Below are 5,291 nucleotides of genomic sequence, written 5' to 3' on the forward strand. Positions count from 1 at the left end.
TTATCCTTATTTTGTGTTTTTATCTTAGTCGAACTAAAAATAGATAAATAAGTAGAAGTGACGTAATAAAAAAACACAAACCTTTGGTTAAACCATAAAAACCCACATTGACTTTATGCGTTGTTAGCAACTGACATTTTCGGTTGGTTAATTCTCGGTTAAATAAAATGACAAAATTTGAATAATCAACTATAAAATCGAAGATCTGGTATCTTATTTATTTAGATAATTTTCTAAAATCCTTTTTTCCGTAAGTAACTAAAAATCTCACAAGGAATTTTTTTATTTTTTTGAAGAAATCCAATTAGAGAAAATCTATCCACTATTTTTTAAGTTTCAAAGAGACGAGTTTTCCTTAAACCGCAAAAATTTTCTTAAACGACTTTTTCCCGAAAGCCGAGAAAAAAATATTCCGCAAGTAGCTAAAAAATCCAAACAGGATTATATTAAAAATTCATCGTGTAACTGTATATAATCTGAATGCAAGGAAATTATTCCGCAAGAAGCTAAAATAATCGGGAAGAGTAGGGAAATCTTTTCTCTAAGCAATACTTTTCTGAAAAACGTAATCTTTGTAGGAATCTTGTTTTCAAAGAATCTCCGCTTAGATTGGCCATTTTTTAGAATAATTTATTTTCCACCGAATTCGAAATCCGTTTGTTGCTAACGTTTTTGTATAAGGTTAGTGTGGGAGTTGATAATCGAAAGATTATCGGCCTAACACTAAGCTTATACTTATTTTGTGTTTTTATCTTGTCGACCTAAAAATACTTAAATAAGTATAAGTGACATAGTAAAAAGACAGAGAACTTTGGGCAAACCATAAAAACCCACATTAACTTTATACGGTGTTGTGCAACGGTTTTTATTTTTAGGAATATCCATTAATTCCTAATTCCGAATATGTTTTTTTTGACAAATTCACTTTTAGGTTGAAATAACAATTTCCTCCATCGTGAACAATCATTAAATCTTTTTTCCAATTATCACTTTCCCAATCGTCACAGAAAAAGTTAATCCAAACTTCCTTTTCTCCTTTTTCGTTAATTACAGGAACATATTGTCGTTTTTTTCCTTTTAGTTTTATTTCAAAACCCGTTTCCCTCCATTTATTTTTTGGATATTCTTCGTTGTGTTTTTTTAAATTTATTTTTTGTCTTCCATTATTCTCTTCAACCGCAATCTTGAGAATTTTTTCGATTTCAATTAATTCCGATTGAGTAAGTTCAGTCGGTTTTACATTTTTGAAAATCCAATACCAATCTTTATTAAATGGTAGAGTTACAAAATCCGATTCTGCTAATTTAAATTCGGTTTGAGTGTTTTCGGTTGACTCAATTTTAGTCGTTTTTTTCGTTCCATTACAAGACGAAATTGAAATCAAAATTATAAATATTAATGCTTTCACGATTTTCTTTTTAACTGTTGCACAACGGTTTTGGCTAGGCTTTGTGCGGGCTTGAAAATCGGCCAGATTTTCGAACACGGACTAAGCCGAAGCTTTTTGTTTGGATTTGTTTCTTTTGTTTTCACAAAGCCAAATCAACAAGATTTGGCGACCTAGTAAATATACACAAAACTTTGAAGTAAGAACAAAACCCGCATGAAGTTTAGCCGGTGTTAGGCAATGTTATTTATTGTCTGGTTATTTTAATTAATTTATTTCGTTGTTTTTTATATTCAATTAAAAGTTCGTCTAATAAAGCAGGTAATAATTCAAATAATTTTTCATTATTCAAAGAATAATCTTCACGTTTTTCTTTTATATAATCTTTTAATTTCTGAGTTCTAAAGTTTTTGATTTGTTTGTCAATTGTATTCTTATCAAAATCATAAAATAACTCTAGTTTTCTTAATTCTTTTTCAAGATAAGAATGTCTATGAATAATTGTATTTCTTTCATTATAGAGTTTTTTTAAATGTTTTTTAATTGGAGAAAGTTTTGATGGAACAGATGATCTAGAAACTTTTAAGCTACTCATAACGACATTACCGTTTACATTACTTTCATGAATTGTTAAATGAAAAACACCATTGATTAGTTGTATTAATCTGTCTGTAACAGATTGAAATCTTATAATATAATTCTCAATATTATACGTTAAATGGTCTATTCTGTTATATTTAGTTTCTTTATTATAATCATAATTTGACAAAATATCTATGGCGAAATCAAGTTGTTTTAGCCATTTCAAAAAATAATTAGCATAGAAACCCACGTTGTGAATATAATATTCTAGTTCATCAAACTCAATGTTTTTAGGAATCTCAATATCATAAATTTCAAATTTTTTATTGTTATCCTTATCAGCGAAATATATATTTGAGTCTTTTATCAGTTCAGAATAAAAATCATGATTTTCTATTATTTTTAATTTATTCATGCTTTTTTTAACTTTCGGGATTTTCTAATATTGCCTAACGTGTTTGTATATGGTTTGTTGCGTGTTTTAAGCAACTAATTTAGTAAATAATTACCGACCAAGAAAGTCCGCGAGGACTTTCGCAAGTAGGCAAGAAGCCAGCAATAAATTATATACGGTGTTACCATACGTTTTTATCCTTTTTTCATTATCAAAGTGCTGTAAGAATAACGTCCTTTTGGAAGTCGATTTAAAAATTCCTGAAATTGTTTTTTCAAGTTAAATTCTTTGTTGATAATCGAAACTATTTTTCTTGCTTTATTCACTTCTGATGGTAATTCCACTTTATTTTGTTTGTAATAATAGTCAGATTCTAATTCCCAATAAGATGCAGAATTCATTTCTCCATTTTTTAGAATTTTAAAATAAGTCGTAGTTCCGTCTAATCCGTTAATGCAGTTTTCAATTTCATTACAATCTTTCAGATTCTCAATTCCACTTTCATTCAGTTCTGAAATTAGTTTTTTTACAGTTAAATTCGGAATTCTTATTTTTTGATTTATGTTTTTCTTCCTTATTCCTTTTCGATTTGTAGTCCAAACAGAGTGATTCAGACTTCCTTTAAATTCTCCACTTTTTAGTTCAAGCAATTCAGTAATTTGATAATCAGAAATTTCAATACGATAAATTCGTTCGTGTTTTATAGAATCAAATTCTGTCAAATCAAATCTTTCAGATTCAGTTTGAGAGAAGCAGAAGTTTATTCCAATTCCTAAAAATATTAATATGTAAATGATTTTTCTCAAATGTATGGTAACGGTTTGGCTATGCACAGTGCGGGTTTTCAATGTACGTCACTATCGACCGTGAACAAATATAAAATTGAAAAACTAAACGTGAGAAACCCCATAAACCCCGCATTGTGTATAGCCGTTGTTGTAGCCAGTTTATTTTCTTTTTATTCTTAAATCAGACTCAGAACCTACGTCCGTTTTTATTTTTTTTGTCAAGTTTAATCGTCCTTTTATTCATTTGGTCTGGTCCATCAATTTGGACGTCACACAGTACTTCTCCTTTGTTTTTATAAAAACTAAATGAATAGTGATGATCATGCCAATTGTTTGTTTTAAAATGTCTGAAAACACCATATTTCTTCTCGTCATATGACAGAAACCAATCATTTTCTCCATAACCTTTAGGAATAGGATTTATTGATTCGTTCTCGACAATTGTAATATCCTCAAAGTCTGTTCCCAAGATTGAAAATTCTATTTTTACCATTTCCTCATTTAAGTCATTTTCAACTTCAATATCAATTGAGTTCTTATTCAGAAAATGGGCTAAGATTGGAGTGTTCTTCGGGATTAAAAACCCTGATAATAATCCTGTTACTAAAAGGAGACTAAGGGATATTAATTTTATTTTCTTTGTTTTCATTCCAATTGGCTACAACGGTTTTGTATAAAGTTAGTGTGGGAGTTGATAATCGTAAGATTCTCAGCCGAACACTAAACTTTTACTTATTTTGTGTTTTTATCTTAGTCGACCTAAAAATAGATAAATAAGTAGANNAACACAAACCTTTGGGCAAAATATAAAAACCCACATTAACTTTATGCGGTGTTAGCAACTGACATTTTCGGTCGGCTAATTCTCGGTTAAACAAAAAGACAAAATTTTAATAATCAACTATAAAATCGAAGATCTGGTCTCTTATTTATTTAGAATCTTTTTTCCCGTAAGAAGCTAATAATCTCACATGGAATTTTTTATTTTTTTTTGAGGGAATCTAATTGCAGAAAATCTATCCACTATTTTTTTTGTTTTAATGAGGCGACTTTTCCTTAAACCGCAAAAATTTTCTTAAATGACTTTTTCCCGAAAGCCGAGAAAAAAATATTCCGCAAGTAGCTCAAAAATCTAAATTGGATTATTTTAAAAATTATAAAGTTATCGTGTAACTTTTTGTAATCTGAATACAAGGAAATTATTCCGCAAGAAGCTAAAATAATCCGTTAGAGTATGGAAATCGTTTTTCTGCGCAATACTTTTCTGAAAAACGTAATCTTTGAAGGAATCTTGTTTTCAAATAATCTCCGCTTAGATAGGCTATTTTTTAGAATAATTTATTTTCCGCCGAATTCGAAATCCGTTTGTTGCTAACGTTTTTGTATAAGATTAGTGTGGGAGAAAACGTCCGTAGACTTTTCGCCCTAGCACTGAGCTTATACTTATTATGTGTTTTTATTTTTGTCGACCTAAAAATACTTAAATAAGTAGAAGTGACATAGTAAAGAGACACAAACCTTTGAATTAAGCCATAAAAACCCACATTGATTTTATACGGTGTTGTGCGTTCGTTTTTATTTTATCGTTATTAATAATGTTTCTCCTTTATAGTGACCACATAAATTCAATTTATGTATTTTTTCTTTTCTTAGTATCTTAATTGATTTAATTGCATTTGGGTCAATTTTAATCATTTCTTTTACTTTACCAGTCATTAAAACGTCATCAATTATCATTAATTTTATTTCTTCCTTGCTCCAGTTTTTTCGATCAATTGATAAACTATCTAAATTCCAATCTTTCATTTTAAGGAGTTTAGTCGGTTTTATCTGTGAAATTTTCACTTCCTTCGTTCGTCTGTTAATTCTGACATTTTTAATATTATCTTTATCTAGAAAAGCGATTAGAAACTCTTTCTCTACTTTTTCATCTACAAAGATTTTGTAGCCTGCTTGGTATTTTTTCAAAATTTTATTTCGATCATATTTTATATTTCGAGTTGCACAACCGATAGTTAAAATCAATGTTAATAATAATAAGGATATTCTCATTTTTTGTTTTTAATGAATAATATTTCAATTATATATGATATTCTCTTTTACCCAGTATCTAAATGACGCACAACGGTTTTGTATAAGG

5 protein-coding genes are annotated in these 5,291 nt (G+C 28.9%); all 5 read right to left on the reverse strand.

What is annotated here, in order from left to right:
• Positions 1-871: 871 nt before the first annotated feature.
• Positions 872-1,408 (reverse strand): hypothetical protein, encoded by a 537-nt coding sequence (locus tag FGM02_RS15950; RefSeq protein ID WP_139959500.1) that lies wholly within the window; start codon positions 1,406-1,408, stop codon positions 872-874.
• A gap of 226 nt (positions 1,409-1,634) precedes the next feature.
• Positions 1,635-2,384, reverse strand: a complete 750-nt coding sequence (locus FGM02_RS15955) for a Cthe_2314 family HEPN domain-containing protein (protein ID WP_139959501.1) — start codon at positions 2,382-2,384, stop codon at positions 1,635-1,637.
• Between the two features lie 173 nt (positions 2,385-2,557).
• Entirely contained in the window at positions 2,558-3,169 is a 612-nt protein-coding gene (locus FGM02_RS15960; RefSeq protein ID WP_139959502.1) for a hypothetical protein, read from the reverse strand.
• Positions 3,170-3,338: 169 nt separating this feature from the next.
• Entirely contained in the window at positions 3,339-3,800 is a 462-nt protein-coding gene (locus FGM02_RS15965) for a hypothetical protein (RefSeq protein ID WP_139959503.1), read from the reverse strand.
• Between the two features lie 926 nt (positions 3,801-4,726).
• Positions 4,727-5,203 (reverse strand): hypothetical protein, encoded by a 477-nt coding sequence (locus tag FGM02_RS15970; protein ID WP_139959504.1) that lies wholly within the window; start codon positions 5,201-5,203, stop codon positions 4,727-4,729.
• Positions 5,204-5,291 lie beyond the last annotated feature (88 nt).

Origin of the sequence: Flavicella sediminum (genome assembly GCF_006381105.1) — a bacterium.
In the GTDB taxonomy this organism is placed as follows: Bacteria; Bacteroidota; Bacteroidia; order Flavobacteriales; family Flavobacteriaceae; genus Flavicella; species Flavicella sediminum.

Excerpts from the sequence above, each read along its gene's own strand:
- FGM02_RS15955 (WP_139959501.1), bottom strand. The coding sequence starts at position 2,384 with ATGAATAAATTAAAAATAATAGAAAATCATGATTTTTATTCTGAACTG.
- FGM02_RS15965 (WP_139959503.1), bottom strand. The coding sequence starts at position 3,800 with ATGAAAACAAAGAAAATAAAATTAATATCCCTTAGTCTCCTTTTAGTA.
- FGM02_RS15970 (WP_139959504.1), bottom strand. The coding sequence starts at position 5,203 with ATGAGAATATCCTTATTATTATTAACATTGATTTTAACTATCGGTTGT.